This window comes from Acinetobacter sp. YH12211, assembly GCF_013418015.1.
Lineage (GTDB): Bacteria > Pseudomonadota > Gammaproteobacteria > Pseudomonadales > Moraxellaceae > Acinetobacter > Acinetobacter towneri.
This window is the reverse complement of the sequence record NZ_VPCW01000018.1, coordinates 1-23,564: the sequence shown is the minus strand read 5'-3', so window position 1 is coordinate 23,564 and position 23,564 is coordinate 1. Positions and strand designations below refer to the sequence as shown.

The 23,564-nt window shown below is 42.7% G+C and carries 17 protein-coding genes, 3 tRNA genes and 1 pseudogene; 11 read left to right on the top strand and 10 right to left on the bottom strand.

What is annotated here, in order from left to right; genetic code table 11:
• Window positions 1–11: 11 nt before the first annotated feature.
• Complete coding sequence (gene hcaR / locus FTU98_RS09615) at window positions 12–914, top strand: DNA-binding transcriptional regulator HcaR (protein ID WP_104853006.1); 903 nt, start codon at window positions 12–14, stop codon at window positions 912–914.
• A 331-nt stretch (window positions 915–1,245) separates the two neighbouring features.
• Window positions 1,246–1,923 (top strand): DUF1345 domain-containing protein, encoded by a 678-nt coding sequence (locus FTU98_RS09610; RefSeq protein ID WP_096901303.1) that lies wholly within the window; start codon window positions 1,246–1,248, stop codon window positions 1,921–1,923.
• Window positions 1,924–1,988: 65 nt separating this feature from the next.
• On the opposite strand, the gene FTU98_RS09605 is transcribed toward FTU98_RS09610, so the two are convergent.
• From FTU98_RS09605 to FTU98_RS09575, 7 genes are all read right to left on the bottom strand, one after another.
• The gene (locus FTU98_RS09605; protein ID WP_004976044.1) at window positions 1,989–2,849 is read right to left on the bottom strand and encodes an alpha/beta fold hydrolase; all 861 of its coding nucleotides are present in this window, start codon (window positions 2,847–2,849) and stop codon (window positions 1,989–1,991) included.
• 279 nt (window positions 2,850–3,128) lie between these two features.
• Window positions 3,129–4,448, bottom strand: a complete 1,320-nt coding sequence (locus FTU98_RS09600; RefSeq protein ID WP_179989465.1) for an OprD family outer membrane porin — start codon at window positions 4,446–4,448, stop codon at window positions 3,129–3,131.
• 426 nt (window positions 4,449–4,874) lie between these two features.
• Window positions 4,875–5,894 (bottom strand): 4-hydroxy-2-oxovalerate aldolase, encoded by a 1,020-nt coding sequence (gene dmpG / locus FTU98_RS09595; RefSeq protein ID WP_096901305.1) that lies wholly within the window; start codon window positions 5,892–5,894, stop codon window positions 4,875–4,877.
• An 11-nt stretch (window positions 5,895–5,905) separates the two neighbouring features.
• Window positions 5,906–6,802, bottom strand: a complete 897-nt coding sequence (locus FTU98_RS09590) for an acetaldehyde dehydrogenase (acetylating) (protein ID WP_004976037.1) — start codon at window positions 6,800–6,802, stop codon at window positions 5,906–5,908.
• 25 nt (window positions 6,803–6,827) lie between these two features.
• Window positions 6,828–7,625 (bottom strand): 2-keto-4-pentenoate hydratase, encoded by a 798-nt coding sequence (locus FTU98_RS09585; RefSeq protein ID WP_004976036.1) that lies wholly within the window; start codon window positions 7,623–7,625, stop codon window positions 6,828–6,830.
• A 429-nt stretch (window positions 7,626–8,054) separates the two neighbouring features.
• Window positions 8,055–8,723, bottom strand: a complete 669-nt coding sequence (locus FTU98_RS09580; RefSeq protein ID WP_154321084.1) for an HAD-IA family hydrolase — start codon at window positions 8,721–8,723, stop codon at window positions 8,055–8,057.
• A gap of 353 nt (window positions 8,724–9,076) precedes the next feature.
• Window positions 9,077–10,039 carry an RluA family pseudouridine synthase gene (locus tag FTU98_RS09575; protein ID WP_154321085.1) on the bottom strand — a complete coding sequence of 321 codons (963 nt, stop codon included), beginning with the start codon at window positions 10,037–10,039 and terminating at the stop codon, window positions 9,077–9,079.
• 762 nt (window positions 10,040–10,801) lie between these two features.
• Between FTU98_RS09575 and FTU98_RS09570 the strand changes: the two genes are divergently transcribed.
• The 5 genes from FTU98_RS09570 (at window position 10,802) to FTU98_RS09550 (ending at window position 16,829) form a co-directional block, all read left to right on the top strand.
• On the top strand, window positions 10,802–14,233 hold the full coding sequence (locus FTU98_RS09570) for an Rne/Rng family ribonuclease (protein WP_180009112.1): 3,432 nt from the start codon (window positions 10,802–10,804) through the stop codon (window positions 14,231–14,233).
• Window positions 14,234–14,492: 259 nt separating this feature from the next.
• Entirely contained in the window at window positions 14,493–16,334 is a 1,842-nt protein-coding gene (locus tag FTU98_RS09565) for a long-chain-acyl-CoA synthetase (protein WP_180051340.1), read from the top strand.
• Window positions 16,335–16,528: 194 nt separating this feature from the next.
• Window positions 16,529–16,604, top strand: a tRNA-Lys gene (locus FTU98_RS09560).
• A gap of 21 nt (window positions 16,605–16,625) precedes the next feature.
• A tRNA-Lys gene (locus tag FTU98_RS09555) sits at window positions 16,626–16,701 on the top strand.
• Between the two features lie 52 nt (window positions 16,702–16,753).
• Window positions 16,754–16,829, top strand: a tRNA-Lys gene (locus FTU98_RS09550).
• 263 nt (window positions 16,830–17,092) lie between these two features.
• Here FTU98_RS09550 and FTU98_RS09545 read toward each other — a convergent pair.
• Window positions 17,093–17,620: a hypothetical protein gene (locus FTU98_RS09545; RefSeq protein ID WP_225530221.1), complete on the bottom strand. Its 528-nt coding sequence runs from the start codon at window positions 17,618–17,620 to the stop codon at window positions 17,093–17,095.
• Between the two features lie 363 nt (window positions 17,621–17,983).
• On the opposite strand from FTU98_RS09545, the gene FTU98_RS09540 reads away from it, so the two are divergent.
• Entirely contained in the window at window positions 17,984–18,250 is a 267-nt protein-coding gene (locus FTU98_RS09540; RefSeq protein WP_131261073.1) for a PspC domain-containing protein, read from the top strand.
• Window positions 18,251–18,478: 228 nt separating this feature from the next.
• Here FTU98_RS09540 and FTU98_RS09535 read toward each other — a convergent pair whose 3' ends face one another.
• Complete coding sequence (locus tag FTU98_RS09535; protein ID WP_131261074.1) at window positions 18,479–19,582, bottom strand: HPP family protein; 1,104 nt, start codon at window positions 19,580–19,582, stop codon at window positions 18,479–18,481.
• 201 nt (window positions 19,583–19,783) lie between these two features.
• Between FTU98_RS09535 and glyQ the strand changes: the two genes are divergently transcribed.
• The 3 genes from glyQ (at window position 19,784) to FTU98_RS09520 (ending at window position 23,470) form a co-directional block, all read left to right on the top strand.
• Window positions 19,784–20,770: a glycine--tRNA ligase subunit alpha gene (gene glyQ, locus FTU98_RS09530; protein ID WP_004976017.1), complete on the top strand. Its 987-nt coding sequence runs from the start codon at window positions 19,784–19,786 to the stop codon at window positions 20,768–20,770.
• Window positions 20,770–22,839 (top strand): glycine--tRNA ligase subunit beta, encoded by a 2,070-nt coding sequence (glyS, locus tag FTU98_RS09525; RefSeq protein WP_179996344.1) that lies wholly within the window; start codon window positions 20,770–20,772, stop codon window positions 22,837–22,839. The genes glyQ and glyS overlap by 1 nt, the downstream gene beginning before the upstream one ends.
• A gap of 70 nt (window positions 22,840–22,909) precedes the next feature.
• A complete protein-coding gene (locus FTU98_RS09520) occupies window positions 22,910–23,470 on the top strand; it encodes a YaaC family protein (protein WP_180009116.1) in 561 nt (186 codons plus the stop codon).
• On the opposite strand, the pseudogene FTU98_RS09515 reads toward FTU98_RS09520, so the two are convergent.
• Window positions 23,448–23,564: pseudogene (locus tag FTU98_RS09515) on the bottom strand (IS982 family transposase); the annotation flags it as partial. The gene FTU98_RS09520 and the pseudogene FTU98_RS09515 overlap by 23 nt on opposite strands.

The following is a 23,564-nucleotide window of genomic DNA, read 5'->3' as shown; positions in this document are numbered from 1 at the left end:
GGAATGGTTGTATGGAATTACGTCACCTTCGCTACTTCATTACCGTTGCTGAAGAACTCAACTTCAGTAAAGCCGCACTTAAACTTTATACGGCTCAACCTTCGCTGAGTCAGCAAATTAAAGATTTAGAAGAAGATGTCGGCGTTAAGCTACTCAACCGTACCAAACGTAAAGTCGAGCTAACCGAAGAAGGTGCTGTATTTTTAGAACAGGCGCGTCTGACTTTGGCGCAAGCCGACAAAGCGGTTGCCATGGCGCGTCAGGTGTCACAAGCCAAACAGCAAATGCTGCGCATTGGCTTTGTTCCTGTGGCAGAAATGAAAATTTTCCCTTTTGTACTGCCTAATTTACGAGTACAAAACCCAGATTTAAAAATTGAATTGCTGAGCCTAAACAACACTGAGCAAATGAAAATGATTAAAAAAGGTGAACTCGACATCACCTTTACCCGTCACAATATCAACAGTGATGAAATTGAAAGCCAGTTTGTACTGCGTGAACCACTGATTTTTATTTTGCCCAAAGATCATCCGTTAGCAAAATACGAACGCGTTCCTGTCAAAGCATTGAATGGCATTGATTTTATTATTCCTTCGGCAGAGGCTTCTTATAATCTGCATCACTTGATTGTCGATTTTGCCAAACAGCACAACATTGAACTAAACATTGTGCAAAAAGCTGACAACATTTTATTTAATATCAACTCGATTGGTATGGGCTTGGGCTGCACCATTTTACCGGGCTATGTTGCCCCCCTCACCATGGAAAATACCGTCATCCGCCCACTTGATGTAGAACTTCCGCATTTAGATTTGTACGTCAGCTACGGCAAAAACAGCCATTCCGCTGCGGTACAGAAATTTATGGAACTGCTCACACGTGTGTTCTATTTGGACATCAACCGCGAACAATAATTCTAAAACCACTCGCGTTTTTCAACCTTTCAAAAGTGCTTGCTGCTTGATGTAGTAAGCACTTTTTTTGTGCATCCTAAATGCTAAAACAAAGCTTTAGACTTAAGTCTAAACTTATTTTTTTAATCTTTTTCTGAACTACTGCTCATTCTTACACTCAAACATTCGCATTTTTGCAGTCTGCTTTTTCCTCGCTTCGCTACCACATTTCCTGCAAATTACAACTTAAGTCTAATAAGTTAAAATAGGCACCCCATCGCTATTTTCTAAAATTAAGCCGATGATAACAGGCAGTAACACCTTTAGATTGCACATCCAGAAAGGATCAAGAATGATAAAAACACCCTTCAGCAGAATGAAAACAGGGATTCAATATCGTCCTTATTTTTTTATCAGTTTTGTGATTACCATTGTGCTGTATGCTATTTTTCAGACCCTCACTGCATGGTCATGGTCAAGCTGTTTATTGATTAGCTGGAATATCGCGATTTCCTGCTATTTGGTTTTAACCATGCGCAGTTTGTGGCACAGCGATCATGCACATATTTTACAACGTGCCCAACAACAAGATGCCAGCAAATGGCTGATTTTATTCTTGGTATTTCTAACCTTAGTGATGTGCTTTATTGCGATCATTGTCGAGGTGAATTTATTTGCACAAAGTGAGTTTGTGCGCATGGGACATTTTATTTTATCCATTACCACTATTTTATGTGCTTGGTTTTTTATGCACACCATTTTTGCGATTCACTATGCGCATGACTATTATTTGGCACTGCAACAGCAGCAAGAAGGTGGTTTGGATTTTCCCAAGACGTCGCATCCAACCTATCCTGACTTTTTATATTTCAGCTATGTGATTGGTACATCTGCACAAACCGCCGATGTCTCGATTAGCTCACAACCCATGCGGGTACTGAACACGCTACATATTATTTTGGCTTATAGCTTTAATACCACTATTTTGGCAATTTGCATTAACTTGGTCGCGAGCTTTATTCAGCACTAAATTGGGTACATAAAACATCCATAAAAAAGGATGGCAAATTGCCATCCTTTTTTACCTCACTGCGCTTAATTTACGCCACGTGCAGTTAAGTAGTTTTTAATCACAGTGTTAAATTCTTCCGCTTTTTCAACCTGTGACCAGTGACCACATTGGCTGAAAATGTGTGCATCGGCATGTGGCACAATATTTAAAATATCCCATGTACGCGATACTGGAATCACCACATCTTGCGTACCGTGAATCAGCAATACAGGCACAGTGATGTCTTTCATTTTGTCAAAGTCGAGTGGGAACTCGAAACGGTCACGGTCACGCGCGCCCACAACATCCATTAAACGGTCTGAAGCATAGTCATTTTTTGCAGAAGCAAAACGGACTTTGACCAACTCATCTGTAATCAAGTCTTTATTTACCACGAACATTGAAAGCGTCTTTTTAATGCCTTCTTCAGTCAATACAGGATTTGCATGCGCTTTGAGGGCTGCAGTCTGTTTTGCACCGCCTGTACCCATTGAGATAATACCAAGAACACGCTCTGGGTAATCCAATGCCAACTGGAATGCCAACCAGCCACCCAACGAGTTACCCACCAACCAAGTTTTTTCAATGCCCAATGCATCTAAAGTACGTACAGCATGATCTACCCATGCACGGATGCCATATTGTGTGCCCGGTGCAACCACAGTTTGACCATAGCCGATGGTATCAATGGCGATACAACGTGCTTGCTCACCAATTTGTGGCAAGTTTAACCACCAGTTTGCAGCAGCCGATACGCCTGTACCTGAACCGTGTAAAAATAGAATAGGTGTACCTTCACCCACTTCATGATAATGCGTTAATTCGCCTTCTGCTGTTTCAATCCATTTATCTTCTAAGCCAAAGAATGGATCTGTTGTATAGTCAGGGATTTGAACAGTGCTCATATATACTCCTCGTACAGTCTTTAGCTTGCGTTTGGCTCTAGGTATAGAATTTGACGTCAAGTGGACTCATTCAACATTACTTTTTACAGGCTTATATTACCTGTTCACACAGCATCAACTGATACAAATTTACGATCACAACCCATAAAAAAACGATTAAACAACTCTTTGAATTTTATAACTTTAATAAAATAAAAGTCTTAATTTATATAAGGTATTTATTCAGTAAATATTAAAAAAAGAGCGACTATAAAAAGCCGCTCTGATTTTTATCTAGCTTTAGAATTTATAAGTGTAAGTCGTGGCGATACGGTGTTCTTCTAAGTCATTCGCAAAGTTAAAGTTGGTATCGATGAACATGTACTGAAAACCAAGTCCTTTAAGTTTACCTTCAGGCACAACATAATTTACGATTACATTCGTTTCGTTTTCTTTACCCTCTTTAAGCGACTGACCAGCATTGTTGGTTAACTTATGGTAAGTACCATCTATATTATCACCGCGAAAATGACGTACTGTCGCTGTTAAACCAGATACACCCACATCGGCAAAATTATAGGTATAACCCAAACTCCAAGAACGCTCATCTTTACGAATGAAGCTCGCCACAGACCAGTTGTCTAAGTAAGGCTGCGGCACCCACCCGCCCAAGGTCGGGAACATTGGGGCTTTTGTACCGTGCTCACCAAACATTTGTTGATAACCTAACTGTACAGTGTGCATCCCATTGTTGATTTTTGCACCCGCAGACACGGCCTGGCTGTCAATATTGCCATACAGCTTGTCACCCGATTCGCTGTTGTCAAAATAGCGTACATGGGTATCCAGCTTAGTTTTTTCAGCCAAAGTCGTTTTATAGTTTGCAGCGACATAATGTTGTTGATAGATGTTGGTTACATCCGCATACCAATAACTTCCACCTACTTTAGGGGTAAATTGATGATCTACTCCCACAAGATACATGCCATCGTCTGTGCTTAATTTATTCGCTTCAGCAGCAGAAAAATTATTTTGAGGGAACAACGTAAAATCTTGGTATTGGTTATCATAACGTGCATTAATACCATCTAAATAAGCCAAAGTTAATTTAGTATCTTTTAAATCCTTTGATTCTAACCATGCACCGCTATAAGTCGTTAACAATTGACGCGATGGGTCAAAAAACACCACAGGTGACATTGGTAATAAGTCACCTACTTTTAATTCAGTTTCAGAAAATTTAACTTTTAGAGTTGCACCAACTTTTGCATTATCACGCTCAGTACGCTTCTCGGTATAGTTAAAAGGCATGTGAATATCATTCACTTCACCACGTGATTTTAAACCTATCGCATATTGAGCTAATAAATCTGCACCGACTTGAATGCCTGCACCAATATCTTGATAGCCAGATTTGGCATCTAAAGTTACAGCTTGAGTCCAGTTTCCATAACCCGGAGTAACTGAGCGTCCTGCTTCATGAGCATATTCACGATCTAAATAAAAATTCTTAAATTTAAGTTGAATATTGCTGTCGTCAATAAAATCTGCCTGAGTTGCAGTTGTCCCTAAAGTTGCTGTCGCAGCAAAAAGTACTATCCATAAATTGTGACGATGCATGCGTTTTTCCTATTCATCCAATAAGCGAATCTGGGCATCATGCAAAACTCTTGTCATGAAAAAAATCCGACCACAGTATTAAGCTTTTCTACAAATTCAGCACTTTCTGTATCGAGCAGCTTTTTTCCAAGTTTTTTAATTCTTTTTAACGATAAAAAATTAAGCTCAAAATCCTCACTAAATGAATTTTTATTTGAATTCACTGCTTAATTTAGGTGAAAAACGCTGTTATTTTTTGCATCATGTGAAGGATTAATCTTTTTTAACTTTAAACCCATGTGTTAGCGTTATTTTCTATAAACCCAACTTATAAGAAAAACATTTTAATCAGCACAAAATTCAGCACATTTTACATCTTTCACAGCATAAAAAAGCACCCCAAACGCATTTGGAGTGCTTAATTCAAGCCTGCTTTATATTAAAAACTTAGGCTTGCATTTCACGTGCTTTAGACATAGTCAATGCCAAGTCTTCAATCATATCTTCCTGACCGCCCACCGTGCCACGACGACCAAGCTCAAGTAGAATTTCACGCGCAGATACTCCATATTTTGCTTCGGCACGTTTTGCGAACAATAGGAACGATGAGTAAACACCTGCATAACCTAAAGTTGCTGCATCACGGTCTGCACGAATTTGATGCGTCATCATTGGAATGATCAAGTCTTCAGCAATATCCTGCACTTTAAACAAGTCCACACCTGTTTCCATTTGCATACGGTTTGCGACCGCTACAAACAATTCAAGTGGTGTATTACCTGCGCCTGCACCTAAACCAGCCGAAGCCAAGTCAACACGGGTTGCACCTGCGGTCACAGCCGATACAGAGTTCGCAACGCCCATGCCCAAGTTATGGTGACCATGGAAACCAATTTCGATGTCTGAGGCGAGGTTGGCACGTAAAATACCTACGCGATCAGTCACATCTTGAGGCAACATATAGCCTGCAGAATCTGTTACATAGATACAGTTTGCACCGTAAGACACCATTTTTTGTGCTTCTTCGAGCAATTTTTCAGGAGAAGCCATGTGCGCCATCATCAAGAAGCCCACAGTGTCCATACCCAGTTTACGTGCTGCAGTAATGTGCTGTTCAGAAACGTCTGCTTCAGTCGAATGTGTCGCCACACGAATGGTTGCCACGCCTACATCATGCGCCATTTTCAGATGATCAACTGTTCCAATACCTGGCAGTAATAGTGCAGAAACTTTTGCCTGTTTCAGGTTTGGAATCACTGCTTTCAGATATTCTTCATCAGTAGCGGCTGCAAAACCATAGTTCACAGAGTTACCACCTAAGCCATCACCGTGTGTGACTTCAATTAAAGGCACACCTGCATCATCCAAAGCAGTGGCAATCGCAACCATTTGCTCTGGCGTGGTTTGATGGCGCATTGGGTGCATACCATCACGTAAAGTCATATCATTAATAATAATCTTAGACATTTTGGTATTCCTTAAGCTTCAGCAGTTTTGAAAACGTGTTCTGCAAACATTTCTGCAGTACGTGCAGCCGCTGCAGTCATAATGTCTAGGTTACCTGCATATTTAGGCAAGTAATCACCCAAACCTTCAACTTCCAAGAAAATTGAAACACGGTTGCCATCAAAAACAGGGCCGTTTACAAGTTTGTAACCCGGTACATATTTTTGCACTTCTTTGATCATGGCATGCACAGATGCTGTAATCGCTGCCTGATCTGGCTCACCTTCCACCAAGCAGTGAACGGTATCACGCATCATTAATGGTGGCTCAGCTGGGTTAATGATGATGATGGCTTTACCTTGTTTTGCACCGCCAACTTCTTCAATCGCGCCTGCAGTTGTACGGGTAAATTCATCAATGTTTTTACGTGTACCCGGCCCCACAGATTTAGTTGATACCGTTGCAATAATTTCACCGTATTCCACAGGTTGAACGCGAGAAACTGCAGCCACCATAGGAATTGTTGCCTGACCACCACAAGTCACCATGTTGACGTTTGGCACTTCGCCCGCTTCAAGCAATGCTTCAAGGTTCACTGGCGGTACGCAGAATGGGCCAATTGCCGCAGGCGTTAAGTCAATCATCAACACGCCAAGCTCATTCAGTTTGCGGCTATTTTCTGCATGCACATAAGCAGAAGTTGCATCAAAAGCAATTTTAATGTCATCTTCAAGTACGTGAGGAAGAAGACCATCTACACCGTCACTTGTGGTTTTTAAACCCATTTTTGCCGCACGAGCTAGACCTTCAGAGGTTGGGTCAATTCCCACCATCCACACAGGCTCTAACCATTCACTGCGTTGTAATTTATAAAGCAAATCTGTACCAATATTACCTGGACCGATCATTGCACATTTAATCTTTTTCATGCATGTACTCTCTTAGAATCTCGATTTATTCCGCAGCAAACGCAGCTGTCACTGAACCAAAGCCTTCAATTTCGACTTTAAATTCTTCACCTGGCTGTGCAACAACCATAGGACCTAAAGCACCAGTTAAGATGATGTCGCCTTTTAACAATGGACGACCACGGCGCACCATTTCATCGGCTAACCACACGGCAGCGTTTAATGGATTTGCTAAACAAGCTTTACCCACGCCTTGAGAAACTACTTCTTCACCACGGGTCATCACCATTTTGCAGTTCACCAAATCCAGATTTTCTAGCTTGACTGGTTTTGAACCTAGAACGAATGCAGCAGAAGATGCGTTATCGGCCACGGTATCAATCAAACTAATTTTCCAGTTTTCAATACGGCTATCGACCACTTCAATGGCAGGCAAGGCATATTCAGTCGCGCTGATAATATCCGCATACGTGTGTTTTTCTTTGGTTAGATCTTGGTTAATCACCAATGCAATTTCTGCTTCTACTTTTGGCTGAATCAGCAAACCTGCAGGAATCGCTTCACCATCACCATAAGCCATATCGGCAAACAACATGCCAAAGTCAGGCTGATCTACACCCAGTTGTGCTTGAACCACTTTAGAGGTCAAACCAATTTTACGCCCCACCAAACGACGACCTTCTTTTAAGGCACGTTCGGTATTCACTTCTTGAACGGCATAGGCAATATCTACGTCAGCACTTTCACCACCAAGTTCTGGGCGGATTGGCGCAATCGCAGTTTGAGAGAGTTCGGCAGTACGTAATGCTTGCGCAACTGATTCAACAACAGCAGAATTCGACATCAATGTTTCCTTAAACTGCAAAAATTGGGCATATACCCCGAGATGTTGGAAAGGTAATAATAGAAAATAGGGATGATGACCCCGATCTTGTCCATTCTCAGGACAAGCTATCCAGCTCAGAGGTATGTAAACTGATTAAGAATCGGAAAAATGGCGGGTTTATGCCAATACTTATTTTCTTTTTTTCAATAGCTATTAGCTATTAATCTATTTTTATAAAAAGCAAGCAAAACAGTTGTCTGTAGGCTATGACATTATTTTCCGAGTCATTGACTCGGCAATTCGCAGCAATCTTAAAATGTCTTAATCCTAACTTTAGACTAAAAGCTAAGCCTTTTTATGACGCTCCCAAAAGTACATAAAAAAAGAGCAACCTGAAATTTTTCAAGTTACTCTAATTTCAAATTCATCTAAATTGTTTTACTGGGTTTAACTCGCCTGACGTAAACGATATTGCTGCACTAAAAAATCATGCAAACTCGGCACATCATCTGCAATGGTTAAAGGCTGATAACGCTGCAACACCTCTACACTATGCACGCCATAACTCACGCCTACACGCGGCATAGCAATATTTTGTGCCATTTCTAAATCGTAAGAAGTGTCACCCACCATAATCGCTTGCCCGACCTGCACATCGGTACTGCTCAAAATTTCCTGCAGCATTAAAGGATCAGGTTTAGATTTGGTTTCACTTGCAGCACGTGTCGCCACAAACAAATCCTGACTTTGGGTTTGCGCCAACACTCGGTCTAAACCTTTACGGCTTTTGCCTGTTGCCACTGCCAATTTCAGTCCCAAACCTGACAACTCATCGAGCATATCTGCCACACCCTCAAACCAAGCATCGGTTTTTGAGTGTTCGACATAGTGTTCTGAATAGCACTGCAAAATCGCTTGATGCAGCTCTGGCACTTCAGGAAATAAACGCTGTGCCACTTCAGGCAAACCCAAACCAATAATACTTTTAGCCGCAGCATCGGTCAGGGGTTGCTGAAATTGTTGTGCTGCGAATTGCAAACTCGCCACAATTTGACCGACGGAATTAAATAAGGTGCCATCCCAATCAAAAATGATGAGTTCTACAGGTTTGTTCATATTAGATTCCTAGATTTGATTCGGCTTTTAAATTCCCTCGCTTTACCTTAACTCAAAAGGATAAACGACCAAGAATCAGCACATATATCACAACAAATATTCGATACGCGAAGGGCGACATGGATGTCGCCGTTTCGCTGTGGCACAGAGATGTTCCATCAGCGAAACAAAAGTTTTTTGTTACTTTTCATCTTTGAAAAGTAAGGCATAGCCTATACACCAAAAATTTAAATTAAAAACTTTAAAATGTGGCAGTGAATTACCCCTGAAAACCTCATCTCCTTTTTGCGAAACAATGTTCCTCATCTTTAAAAAGAAGCAAGCTGCTATCGCACAACAGAGAGTTACAAAAATTAAAACTCAGGTGGCGCCGTCGGCTTATCCGCCTTTTGCGCTCTCAACTGCGCCACCAAACTCTGCATATCTTCAGGTAAAGGCGCTTCAATCACAGGATAGCCTGGAATTTCCAAACGCATGGCATGTAAGCACAAACGACGTGGCGCAGGACCCCGATATTCAGTTTGATGACCATATTTATCATCACCCACCAACGGATGCCCAATGCTTAAACCATGCACACGAATTTGATGGGTACGTCCTGACAACGGCGAAGCATATACCAAGCTTGCATGCATAAAACGCTCAGCCACATTCCACTGGGTTTTAGACTCTTTACCTTCTTTAGATACACGTACACGACGTTCGCCATTCGCCAATTCATAACGATGCAACGGCGCATCAATCAATTGTTGATCCAAACTCACCTGCCCTTTGACAATCGCAGCATAAGTTTTTTGGATTTTATGTTCGCGCAATAAATCTTGCAGGGTTTTTAAGGTACTGCGTTTTTTGGAAATCATCACCAAGCCTGAAGTATCACGGTCAATACGGTGAATCAATTCCAAATATTTTTTACCTGTCGCAGCACGTAAGCCTTCAATCAACCCGTAGGCAACGCCACTGCCGCCATGGACTGCAATGCCCGAAGGTTTATTCACCACCATCAAGCCTTCATCTTCATAAACCACACGGCTCAATAAACCCTGTGCCACCTTGTCTGAAATTGGAGCAGCACTGTCGTCTTTTTGTTCATAGCGAATCGGCGCCACACGAATTTGATCGCCAATATTCAGTTTGGTTTCTGCTTTAATGCGCTTTTTATTGACCCGCACCTGCCCTTCACGAATCAAACGATAGATGCGACTTTTAGGCACCCCTTTTAAACGACTAAACAAAAAATTATCGATGCGTTGACCCGCTTGATGCTCATCCACTTCAAACCAAGTGACACTTTGCCATTGTTGGGTAGAATTCATACAGTTAAGAGACCTAATAAAATACTAAAATTGATTAAAAACTGATCATTTAGGCTATGCTTTACACAAGAAACATAAGCTTAGCCCATAGGCAGATGATGCAAGGTTTGATATAGTCAGCGCACGGAAACCATCGTCAGTGGGTTCACGTTGAATCTTTTCAGGTTTTTCTGAAATAGAGCAATCAACCAACATCCCACTACATACGAGCAGGTCCCAAAAGAATTATGCCGACGCCGAAGGCTTATTATATCGGCAAAAAAGCAAACTGTTGCGTTTAATTGTACCTCAGGTACATAAATCAGTTTGCCTGAAAAAATATGTCGCCAACTCTAGTTGGTTTTTAAACGTAAACTGATACACATCAGATTAGTCGCACCCTGAAAACCACTTCAGGCTAAAGCGTTTGATGTATTGGATCTGCACAATTTGTAAAGATACGACGATAATTCCGTATCAAGACACTCTATCTATGAAAGAAGAGATGATCTTCGAGCAATGTGACAGTGAAAGTTACACACATCCAATACACCGCTCGTCCGCCAGTGAAGCGATCAGGTGACTTTATCCGTTTAAAGGTTAAAGCCGTATTGCCATCATCAATACGTGAATCATACACCGCAGCCCCACACAAAAAGGCCGGTAAAAAAAGCTCAGACCACAATTGGTTTTTTTGAGATCTGAGCAGTTGATCCGTGATGCTTGATGTTCGCTACGTGTCTAGCGATTTTTTGCTGTGTATCACTATTAGGTGTTACACCCATGAAACGTATGTTGATTAATGCAACACATGCCGAAGAAATTCGCGTTGCACTTGTCACTGGTCAGCGTCTTTACGATTTCGATTTAGAAAATCGTACCCGTGAACAAAAAAAATCGAATATCTACAAAGGTCATGTGACCCGTGTAGAACCTTCTTTAGAAGCCGTATTTGTTGAATACGGTGCAGGTCGCCAAGGCTTCCTGTCGATGCGTGAAATCGCAAACTCTTATTACAAAGCCGACCCTCGCCAAACTTCTAATATTCGTGAACTGATCACTGAAGGCACTGAGCTTTTGGTACAGGTAGAAAAAGAAGAACGTGGCAACAAAGGTGCTGCGCTCTCTACCTTCATTTCTTTGGCTGGTCGTTATTTAGTGCTTATGCCAAATAACCCGAAAGGTGGCGGTATCAGTCGTCAAATTTCAGGTTCTGTGCGTGAAGAACTCAAAGAAATGTTGGCATCTTTAAACGTGCCACGCGGCATGAGCGTGATTGTACGTACTGCGGGCATTGGTCGTTCACAAGAAGAATTACAGCTTGATTTACAACACTTGCTTGACCTTTGGGCGCAAATTCAAAACACCGCAAGCTCTGGCCCATCGCCAATGTTGGTACACCAAGAAGCAGGTGTGGTGACACGTGCGATTCGTGACTACTTACGTGATGATGTTGCCGAAATTTTAATTGACTCAGAACAAGCTTATAACGAAGCCTATAACTTCGTAAAAGCCGTGATGCCACGTCAGTTAGACAAGCTAAAAACCTATACTTTAAATGAGCCGCTATTCGCGCATTTTGGTATCGAAAGCCAAATTCAAACAGCTTATGAGCGTGAAGTTAAATTGCCTTCAGGCGGCTCAATTGTCATTGACCAAACTGAAGCATTAGTTTCAATTGACATCAACTCGGCTAAGTCTACCCGTGGTCAAGATGTTGAAGATACTGCGCTTAATACCAACCTTGAAGCTGCCGAAGAAATTGCGCGTCAATTGCGTTTACGCGACATCGGTGGTTTGGTGGTCATCGACTTTATCGACATGACCAAAGACCGCAACCAACGTATGGTTGAAGCCAAACTTCGTGAAGCAACACAAAGTGACCGCGCACGTATTCAATTTGGTCAATTATCACGTTTTGGTTTAATGGAAATGAGCCGTCAGCGCTTACGTCCATCACTTGAAGAAGCGACTGGTTACGTTTGCCCACGCTGTCACGGTACAGGCATGGTACGTGACCTACGCTCTCTTTCACTTTCAATTATGCGTAAAGTGGAAGAAATTGCCCTGCGTGAACGTCATGGTGAAGTTCAAGTCGAAGTACCTGTTGAAATTGCAGCATTCTTACTGAATGAAAAACGTCACAGTCTGGTTTACCTTGAGCAAACTTCAAATGTGCGTGTGACTGTATTACCTCACCCACACTTAGAAACCCCGCATTACGAAATTTCGTATAATCCTGAAGGCTTTGCACCAACCAGCTATGAACGTACTGAAGCAACTCGTTCAAGCGAAAAAGAGTTGGGTTATGAATCTTCTGAATGGCATTTAGAAGAAGCCGATCAATCGCACAGCCACGCTGCAGCACCTGCGGCAGAAAAAACTTCTGCAAGAAAACCACAAGCAGCACAGCAAAATAAAGCATCTGCACAACAGCAGCTTGCACCTGCGGCAGCCACAACAGCTGCAAGCCCATGTGCATGGTTAGAAAACCTGTTTGTTCAAAAGCAAGCCAGCACCATTGATCAAGCACGTAGTGCCAACAATGCGGCAGCAGCCATTGAGCAAATGGTAAATAGCGGTGCCGTGAGCCGTGGTCAGTTTGGTCAAATTGCAACTGCATCTGCTGCCCCTGCTGCAAGCAGTCAAAATGTATACCTTACACCATCGACAGTGGCACAAAAAACTGAACGTGACTCTGCAGAGAAATCTGCTGAACGTGAAGACAAACCGGCTCCTCGTCACAACAACAAAAAGCCGCGTCATAGCAACAACAATAACAACAAGCACAAAGAGCAACGTGAGCCACAAACTCAGCACGACAATCAACAACATCAAGTGCATGAAGAAGTGGTTCAGATGTCGCGTCAGGAGCAACGTCAGGAAGCGCGTGAAAACAAACGCAATTCTCGTCGTCAGCACAGCAATGACCAAGCACCGCAGCAGCAAGAAGCTCAAAATAACAATGAGCAGCAAAATGCCGTGCCACGTCGTGACCGTCGTAACCAGCCTCGTCCAGAACGCCCAAATCGTCACCGCGACCCAAGCGTATTGAATGAGCAAGCACCTACCGCAGTGGCTTCTAATCAGCCAAAAGTGGACTTAATTGATGCACCGCGTCAAGAGTTCAACACGACGGCTTTGGTAGTGAATGTCGATCAAGCTCAAACTGAAATTGTGGCATTGAATGCTGCGCCAGTAGCGGCTGAACCAGTGACAGCAGTAGAAGCAACTGTGCTTGAAACGGTTACTGAACCAACTCAAGCTGTTGCAGTGGTAGAAGCTGCAGCCGTTGTTGCAGAAGAAACAGCTGCACCTGCGGAAGCTCAAGCACAACCGACTGCGCCTGCAAAACGTGCCAGCAATGACCCGCGTCAGCGTCGTCGTCAGCAACGTGAAGGTCAAGCGCAGCAAGTAACTGCACCAAAGTTAACACCTTCACAGGTGCCAACTTTAGCGCAATACAGCATTGGTAGCCTGATTCGCCACGTATATGGCGAAGATTGTTCAGTTCTGATTGAACAGTTTGGTTTAATTCCAACGTTCAATCGTGCTTTGCAGAAGTTCACTGACGAGTATGCTGCAAGCCTTGTTAGCACTGCGCCTGTGGCAGAGAAAAAACCTGTCACTCGTGATGTGGAAGTTGCCAAAGCTGCTCCTGAAGCTGAGCCTGCACCTGTGTTAGACCTAACACCACCAAAACCAGTGTCAGATAAGCGTGTTGCCAACGATCCGCGTGAGCGTCGTCGTTTAGCCAAACAAGCTGCTGAGCAAGCATTGGAACAAGCCAAGCAAGCACAGGCAGTAGAAAAAGCTGAAGCGGAAAGCACACCTGCAGCAGAGCCAACGACTGAAGTTGTGGCAGCTACAGAAGGATCTGTAGAAGCAAGTTCTACGGTAGAAACGTCTGCAACAGTAAGCACTGAAGTCGAAGCAACTACAGAAGTAAACCCTGAAGCAGTGGCTACAACTGAAGCTACTCAGCCTGAGTTGAACGCGCAAGACGACCTTGCACAAGCTGTCACTGAAACTGCAGCAGCGCAAGAAGAAACTGCCGTTGAAGTGGTCGCACCTGTACAAGCGGAATTGGCTGTAGACGACCCAGTCGAAACTGCTGAATCTGAACAGGACAAAGCAGAGAAAGAGAAAACTGCGCGTCCGCGTCGTCCACGTGGCCGTCCACCTAAAAAAGTAACTCCGCCAACTGAGTCGTAATTCGCACTTTTGCAGCGGAATAAAAAAATCCAGTCATTTTAATGGCTGGATTTTTTTTGCTACTTTAGAGCCAACGCGGTGCTGACTTAAATTTAAGCGAGCTAATTTGAACTTAGGTGTTTTTGATTTTTAACAGCTTTTCTAAAAACACCTAACAAAGCTGAAAAATTAGGTTGATTGCACTAGGACTTAGGGATTACAAAACAACAAGACGTGATGCTGTGCAGATGCAACGGATGATGACAAAAACAGGATTCTTATGAACCAGATGACAAAAAGCGATTTAATTGGCTTAACGGATGTTGCGGCAAAAATTCCGCAGTTTATGACTAAAGTGCCTCACCTGATCACAGGGTTAAAGCAAGCCTATTTACGCACACCCAACACGCCTGCAGGCTTAGGTCTAGCATTTGAAAAAGCCGTGCATCGTAACCCGCATGGCTGTGCACTAGTGTTTGAAGATCAGCAGTACAGCTATTTACAGCTCAATGCTTGGGCCAACCAAATTGCCCATTACTATTTAAGCATAGGTGCACGTAAAGGTGATGTCATTGCGGTGATGTTGGAAAATCGCCCTGAATTAATTGCCAGTGTCATTGGCTTAGCAAAAATTGGCGTTACCGTGGCTTTGGTCAATACCGCACAAGTTGCCAAAGTTTTGGCGCACAGCATCAATTTAGTCAAACCAATTACCGTGATTGTGGGGGAAGAATGTCGCCAAGCCATTGCCGATATTCGCCAAGAACTTGAACTTGCAGAAAATCGTCTGTATTGGTTTGCAGATCAAAATACCCGTACCGATGCCGGCACTGCGCCTGAAGGTTTTCAAAATTTAGCGCAATGCATTGCATCATTCCCAAGCTTTAATCCTGCCACCACACAGTCGGTACAGAGCAAAGATGGGCTGTTTTATATCTATACCTCAGGTACAACAGGCTTGCCTAAAGCGGTGATTTTCACCAATAGCCGTTGGACGTTGGCTTATGGTACCTATGGTCATGTCTTGGGTTTAAATCAGGATGATGTGATGTACTGCACTCTGCCGCTGTACCATGCCACAGGTATTGTGGTGTGCTGGTGTGGCGTAATTGCAGGCAGTGCCACCTTTGCCATCCGTAGAAAATACTCCACTTCATGCTTCTGGCAAGATGTACACAAATTCAATGCCTCTGCGATTGGCTATGTGGGCGAATTGTGCCGTTATTTAATGGATGCGCCTGCTTCTGATTTAGAGCGTGGGCATCGTGTGACCAAAATGATTGGCAATGGCATGCGTCCTAATATTTGGAGCAAATTCAAAACACGCTTTGGCGTTCAGGAAATTCTGGAACTGTATGCGTCTAGCGAAGGCAACGTCGGCTTTAGCAATGTGTTTAACTTTGACAACACGGTTGGTTTTTCACCGACACCTTATGCGGTCATTCAGTTTGATAAAGAAAAAAATGAACCCGTACGCGATGCCAAAGGCAAATGCATGAAAGTCAAAAAAGGCGAAGTCGGCTTATTGATTGGAAAAATCACCCGTCGCTCACCGTTTGATGGCTACACCGACCCTGAAAAAAACAAGGCGGTGATGATGCAAAACGTGTTTAAACAAGGCGATGCCTATTTTAACACGGGCGATTTAGTCCGCGACATTGGCTTCCGTCACGCCCAGTTTGTTGATCGTTTAGGTGATACCTTCCGCTGGAAAGGTGAGAACGTATCCACCACAGAAGTAGAAAACATTGTCAGTGACTATGAAAAAATTGCTGAAGCTGTCGTGTATGGCGTTGAAATCCCACATACCAATGGTCGTGCAGGTATGGCTGCGATTACCTTAAACGAAGGCTGCCAGTTAGATGAACAAGACTTGCGTCAAATGCTGGTGGAGTTTAAAAAAGCAATGCCCGCTTATGCAGTACCCGTTTTTTTACGCATTCAAAAGCAAATGCAAACCACAGGTACATTTAAATATCAGAAGAACACCCTGAAAACTCAAGGTTTTGATTTAAAACAGTGTGATGAAAAAATTCTGGTATTATTGCCAAACCAATCTGCTTATTGCGAACTGACCCAAGAAATTTACGACAATATTCAACAGTATCAATATCGCTTCTAAGCCACCAGGTTGCCTATTTTTTGATTAGATACGACAAATTTGTTGCATTTATAATCAAACATAGGCAACTTTTTTATTTTTTACTTGCGCTCGCTTCATATCTTGCTACAATACGCTCCATCAAACGAAGTGGTGCTTAAAACCCTCTGGTTTTTCTTGCACTTCACAATCAAGCCTGCTTGATTGCTGGTTCAGGGTCGTTAGCTCAGTCGGTAGAGCAGCGGACTTTTAATCCGTTGGTCCCGCGTTCGAATCGCGGACGACCCACCATTTCCTTGATCAACCTTAGATGGGTCGTTAGCTCAGTCGGTAGAGCAGCGGACTTTTAATCCGTTGGTCCCGCGTTCGAATCGCGGACGACCCACCATCTTCTTCAAGGTTGATATTCTAAAAATGATCATCATCATTTTTACTCCTCTGGGTCGTTAGCTCAGTCGGTAGAGCAGCGGACTTTTAATCCGTTGGTCCCGCGTTCGAATCGCGGACGACCCACCATTCCTTATAAAAAATCCTTTAAATTGCCAGTCATCACAGCACTATTCTGTGGATCATGCAGTTTCGTAATTTACTATACAATTCCCGTATTCTGCCCTATTTGACTAACACTTTTATCCACTACACCCTGCTCCATTCAGTTGTAGAAGATGTGCCATCATTGATAAATCATACTTTACACATCCCAAAGAAAAACTTGATGTAAAAAAACAAAAGCCCAAAAGTTTTTCACTCATGGGCTAAGAATTGAGTTGAATCAACAATTAACTTGCTCTGATTAAATGATAATTTTGCGAAGGTAAGGGATTGCTTTTAAAGTATTCACGATTATTTTCTGTTGCAATCGCAATTTTGTTTTTATCCATAATTAAATTATGGTCTTGATCAACATTATAGTAAAAGTTCACCCCAGAGGCGCGTGCCACCACAATTTGATGCGCGTCTTCATCATAGAACCATAAATCTTTGCGGTATTTTTTTTTATTGTCGTAACTGATTTGCCCCGCATTGACAAAAATACGATGCGCTGTCCCATCAGGCAATAAGGTCAGAATATAATCGACTTTTCCGCTTTCGCACATAACAAACTTATCTTCACAGCTAATCTGAATGGTATAGCGTCCCACATAAGTCAGATGATTCTCGGGAATATGATGTTCCGTTGCAGCCGTTTGTATGGGTGCGATTGCCTGCCCTGCCACCTCAGTCAGTCTTTTGGTTTCTGCCTGTTCTGTATATTTTTGCACGGCAGCTTGCTCAAGTTGTGAATCATCGCATCCAAGCAATGCCACTGCACTCCATATTGAAACTGCGCAAATATTTGATTTAGCTGACACACTATCCCTCATATAGAGTGACCAGACTGAATACTCAGTCCTATTCAAACCACTGAATAGGCAGCTCGATGTAAGCCATGCTTTTCCTCAATCCTTTGTGGTCAAGCGCTTACTCTGCCCATCGCTTCTTTAGGATATTTTAGGTGGATGCTGGTTTAAGCAACACCAAATGTTACATAACTTTACTAATTGCCTTGCTTACCGCCCTTTAAAAACCCAAGTGCATCACCATTTTTATTTTATATATAGATGATGTGCTGTGAAGCTAAACATCAGCCTGTATTTATTTTGAATTTTAGATCTCTTAAGGAGAATTAGATGGCCAATGTTGGTTTATATCGCTCTAACCGCTCAAATATGATTGCTGGGGTCATGGGTGGTATTGCTGAACGTTTTGGTTGGAACGCAAATTTACTGCGCTTAATTTTTGTGATTGTTTCCGTGATGAGCGCTGCCTTTCCTGGCATTTTGGTGTATTTGGTGTTGTGGTTGGTGATCCCTAAACAAAACCAGTCGAATACAACAAACTATACTCAGGGCTACACAAGACCTGTGCGCACGGTCAATCCTGATCAAGACCGATAAACGGTATTGAAATTTTAAAGACTGACCATATTTAAAGATTCATAGGCTTGAATCATTTACCGATTCACTTGTAGACACCACCCTATTCACACAACTTTCTTCTTTTTCGCTACGATTGCTCCCCCAAGCATCGTAGCTTTTTTTTGCCTTTCAACCTGCAATATATTTTAAAAGTCACAGCATTTCAGGATTGAGTCGTGTTGAATACACATCGACAATGCGAGTCTATTAATTGGTCTTTACAGCAAGCTGTTGATTCAAGACGGCAATCATATCGGCACGGCTAATGATCCCCACCAAACGCTGCTGCTCTACCACAGGAATGTAGTTAAAAGAGCGCTCGACAAAGTACGGCACAAGGTCTTGAATACTCTGTTGCGGTTGCACCGTGACCACTTGGCGTAACATGATATGTTTCACTTGATGTTTCCAGCTATACGGCAAATCTGTTGCGTGTTTAAACCATTCCACTACTTCATACAGCGCCAAAGTTCCAACCAAATGTTGCTCTGTATCAATGACAGGTAAACTCATTAAATTCATGTGTTTGAATTTTTCTAAAGCACTGTGAATATCCTCATCTTGCTGCAAACTGACCACATCTTTACTCATAATATCGGCACAAGTCAGTGCTTGAGTTTGTCGTTCACTGGCTTTGTGTTGCGCTTCTAAAATGATTTTTTGTAAGTCGTATTCACTAATATCTAGCAACTGGGTTTGTGCATCTAAAACATCTTGAATATCTTGCGGCTGAATAGTGGCTTTTTGAGTAGGCGTTGGGTCTTGGGTACGTTGATTCAACTGTGGCGTTTGAGGATAAGGCTTGCCAATCATGCGGTTAAATACAATTGCAATCACCATCAGCAAAACTGAATTAAGCAGCACAGGATAAAAGATGAAGTGATAACCCAGCTCACGCACGGCATCTCCGCCAAGCACTGCGGTAATGGCCACTGCTCCACTCGGTGGATGCAGCGAATCGGTGGTCATCATCAAGAAAATAGATAAAGCCACAGCCACACTAAAGGCTTCGGTTAAATTTGGAATATATAAAGCACAGCTCACGCCCATAATTGCTGCAATACTGTTCCCAACTACAATATTCCACGGCTGCGCCAAAGGACTGGCAGGCACAGCAAACAACAATACCGAAGATGCACCCATTGGCGCGATATACCATGCGTTAATATCGCCCAACACCCACCAACTGATCAGGGAAGATAATGCCAAACCCAATAATGCGCCCAAACCACAAAGTAGGCGTTCTTTTAACGGCAATACTTTAAAATTGGGTTTCAGCGTATTCAGCCAATCAAGTTGTGAATGAAACACGGGCAGGCAATCCAGTGGTGACAATTGGACAAGATTATAAGGCAATCATTCAGTAAGATGTATTTGTTTTATATCTTTAATTTATCAGTGAATTTGTAAAACCCCAAACAACCAACCGCTAGTTGTGCTTTAACCTTTGCCAGCACCCCGCAAAATCCTTATAATTGAGCACAATTTTTCTCTAATTTTAAGTGGATGACCATGAGTCGCGCCATATCGCATATTGATACCTTTCAAGGCTTAATTCTTGCCTTACAAAACTACTGGGCGGAGCAGGGCTGCGTCGTTTTACAACCTTACGATATGGAAATGGGTGCAGGGACATTCCACACTGCCACTTTCCTACGTGCTTTAGGTCCAGAAACATGGAACGCGGCGTATGTACAACCATCTCGTCGTCCTAAAGATGGTCGTTATGGCGAAAACCCGAACCGCTTACAACACTACTATCAATTTCAGGTGGTGCTGAAACCAAACCCAGACAACATTCAACAGTTGTATTTAGATTCTTTAAAAGCAATTGGAATTGACCCATTGGTGCATGACATTCGCTTTGTAGAAGATAACTGGGAATCTCCAACTCTTGGCGCTTGGGGCTTGGGTTGGGAAGTATGGCTAAACGGCATGGAAGTGACTCAGTTTACTTACTTCCAGCAAGTCGGTGGTGTTGAGTGCTACCCTGTAACAGGCGAAATCACCTACGGTCTTGAACGTCTGGCAATGTACTTGCAAGGTGTAGACTCAGTTTACGACTTGGTTTGGACTAAAGGACAGTTTGGTACTGTAACGTATGGCGATGTGTTCCATCAAAACGAAGTTGAACAATCGACCTATAACTTTGAATACGCACCTGTAGAAAAAATGTTTGAACTGTTTGACTTCTATGAAGTAGAAGCGAGCCGTTTAATTGCAGCAGAATTACCGCTACCTGCTTATGAGCAAGTGATTAAAGCATCTCACTGCTTTAACCTCTTGGATGCGCGCGGTGCAATTTCTGTGACTGAGCGTCAGCGTTATATTTTACGTGTCCGTACTTTGGCACGTTCTATTGCACAAAGTTATGTGGCTGCACGTGCAAAATTAGGCTTCCCAATGGCTGAACCACATTTACGTGATGAAGTCTTGGCACAATTAAAAGCACAGGTTGAAGCGGAAGCCAAAGCGCAAAATACTGAGGAAAGCAAATAATGTCTAAACATACAGTTTTATTTGAACTCGGTTGCGAAGAACTCCCACCGAAAAGCTTAAAAACCTTACGTGATGCACTACTTGCAGAAACTGAAAAAGGTTTAAAAGATGCAGGCTTGGCTTTTGATGCAATTGAAGCCTATGCAGCACCACGTCGCTTGGCACTTAAAATTGCTAATGTTGATGCCGCACAAGCAGACACACAAAAACGCTTTGACGGCCCTGCTGTTCAAGCTGCTTACGATGCCGAAGGCAAACCAACCAAAGCCCTTGAAGGCTTTATGCGCGGTCAAGGCATTACTGTAGATCAAGTATCTACATTCCAAGCAGGTAAAGTTGAAAAAGTGTGCTACTTAAAAGACGTGAAAGGTCAAAGCCTTGATGCGTTATTGCCACACATTTTACAAACAGCATTGGACAACCTGCCAATTGCAAAACGTATGCGTTCTGCTGCAAGCCGTACTGAATTTGTGCGCCCAGTAAAATGGGTCGTTTTACTTAAAGATCATCAAGTAATTGAAGCAACGATTCAAGACCATCAGGCAGGTAATGTCACTTATGGACATCGTTTCCATGCACCTGAAGCAATCACCCTTGCACATGCAGATGAATACCTTGAGAAGTTAAAAGCAGCGCACGTTGTCGCTTCTTTTGAAGAGCGTCAAGCGATCATTGATCAGCAAGTAAAAGCATTAGCGGATGAAGTGAATGCGATTGCAATTGTTCCTGCGGATCTACGTGACGAAGTCACTGCACTGGTTGAATGGCCGGTAGCTTTACGTGCCAGCTTTGAAGAACGCTTCCTTGCCGTTCCTCAAGAAGCCCTGATCACTACCATGCAGGATAACCAGAAGTATTTCTGTCTGGTGAATGCTGAAAACAAATTACAGCCTTACTTCATTACCGTTTCAAACATTGAGTCTAAAGACCCGACTCAAATTATTGAAGGTAATGAAAAAGTGGTGCGCCCACGTTTGTCTGATGCTGAATTCTTCTTCTTGCAAGACCAAAAACAACCACTTGCATCACGCAAAGAAAAATTGGCCAACATGGTTTTCCAAGCGCAATTGGGCACACTTTGGAACAAGTCTGAACGCATTGCCAAACTGGCTGTTGCTTTGGCGCCAATTACGGGTGCAAATCCGCAAGATGCAGAAAAAGCTGCTTTACTTGCAAAATGCGACTTAACCTCTGAATTGGTGGGTGAATTCCCAGAACTTCAAGGGATTGCGGGAACTTACTACGCACGTCTTGAAGGTGAAAATGACGAAGTTGCAGAAGCACTGGGTGAACAATACTTACCTAAATTTGCGGGTGATGTGCTTCCTAAAACCAAAACAGGCACGACGATTGCCCTTGCAGACCGTTTAGACACGCTCACAGGTATTTTTGGTATTGGTCAAGCACCGACAGGTTCTAAAGACCCATTTGCATTGCGTCGTTCTGCGATTGGTATTTTGCGCCTTGTAACAGAAAACGGTTTAGATGTTTCAATTGAAGACTTAATTAAACTAGCCTTGGCTGCTTATGGTGATGTCTTGAAAGACCACGACAAGACTTTGGCAGATGCAGTCGCATTCCTTGAAGGTCGTTACCGTGCGAAATACGAAGATCAAGGTGTTGCGGTAGATGTGATTCAAGCCGTTCAAGCTTTATCACCAAAATCTCCACTAGATTTTGATAAGCGTGTGAATGCAGTAAATCACTTCCGTGCCTTGCCTGAAGCGGCTGCATTGGCTGCTGCAAACAAGCGTGTTGCCAACATTTTAGCCAAAGAAACCGCGCCTGAAGGTACTGTCGTTGAAGTAAACTTGGTAGAAGATGCAGAAAAAGCATTATTCGCTGAACTTGCAAAAATCACACCTGTGGTTGAGCCATTATTGGCAGCAAAAGACTACACCACTGCACTTTCTCAATTGGCTGCATTACGTGCGCCTATTGATGCCTTCTTTGACAGTGTCATGGTGATGGCAGATGATGCTGAGTTGAAAGCCAACCGCTTACGTTTACTCGCGCAGTTACGTGATTTATTTACACGTGTTGCAGATGTAAGTGTGTTGCAGCACTAAAGTCTTAATTACTTGTAAATTAAAAGAAACCCCGCTATAAATTAGTGGGGTTTTATTTATGTGGGTAAAAATGAGTAAGTTAGAAAAGGGTGAAATAGCTCTATTTAAATATAATAAATTAAGATTTTCTTTTGCAAATTTAAACGCTGGTGATCAACAAATATTAACTAGTGATCCATGGTCGTTAATTAACTCACATCTCCAACAAAAAATATCAAAAAGCCGTGGTGAAAATAAAGTTTTTCTCGAACGTGCATTATATTTTTCTTCTCTTGCAGAGTCCTTTTACAAAGCAGCTAATAGTGTCTTACTGCCTACAAGAGCCACTCTTTTATACTATGGAATGCTCAACTTAGTTAAATGCTTCCTTTCTTATAACAAAATTGAGCTTGAAACAGTTCATGAGCATCATGGCTTAAACTTACCTCTTGGCACTGAAGGAGTAATTCAGGTAAAACCTAAAACCAATGAAGGCGTGAACATATTTGCTATATTTTCAGAAATACTTGGTAAAAAAATTAATCACCCATTAAACATAAACTTTCGTCAAGCTGTAACAAATATTCCTGAAATTCACAGCCTCTGTCATAGCTTAAACTTAACCCCAGTTACGGATAAGCCAAAGATTTAATCACATGAATTTTAGGCTTATTCTTTTGGCAAAGTTGATACGCACATAGTGAAGAAAATACGCCTGCTAAAAAACCAGCAATCGAACGATGTTT